1 pseudogene is annotated in these 276 nt (G+C 66.7%); it reads left to right on the top strand.

Going from position 1 to position 276, the window contains the following annotated elements:
• Positions 1-34 precede the first annotated feature (34 nt).
• Positions 35-276 (top strand): annotated as a pseudogene (locus PZA18_RS24570) (RHS repeat protein); the annotation flags it as partial.

Here is a 276-nt window from a genome sequence, read left to right as displayed (position 1 = left end):
CCTGCTCACCCAGCGCAAGGTGAGCGGACAGGTAGTGCAGACCAAATCGCTGTCGGCCCTCCAGAACGAGTTCGACCTGCTGGGCCGGCTGCAACGTCCGGGCGAGACGCAAACGCTCAGCCAGACCATCGACCACGCCGGCCGGCGGATCAGCCAGACCGACGCCAGCGGCGGGGTCACCGCCTACCAGTACAACCACGCCGGCCGGCTGGTGGGCCAGACCAGCAGCTATGGCCAGCAGCTGGAATACACCTACTACGACAACGGCTACACCCG

This window comes from Parachitinimonas caeni, assembly GCF_030129945.1.
In the GTDB taxonomy this organism is placed as follows: domain Bacteria; phylum Pseudomonadota; class Gammaproteobacteria; order Burkholderiales; family Chitinimonadaceae; genus Parachitinimonas; species Parachitinimonas caeni.
This window is presented reverse-complemented; position numbering and strand designations above follow the sequence as displayed.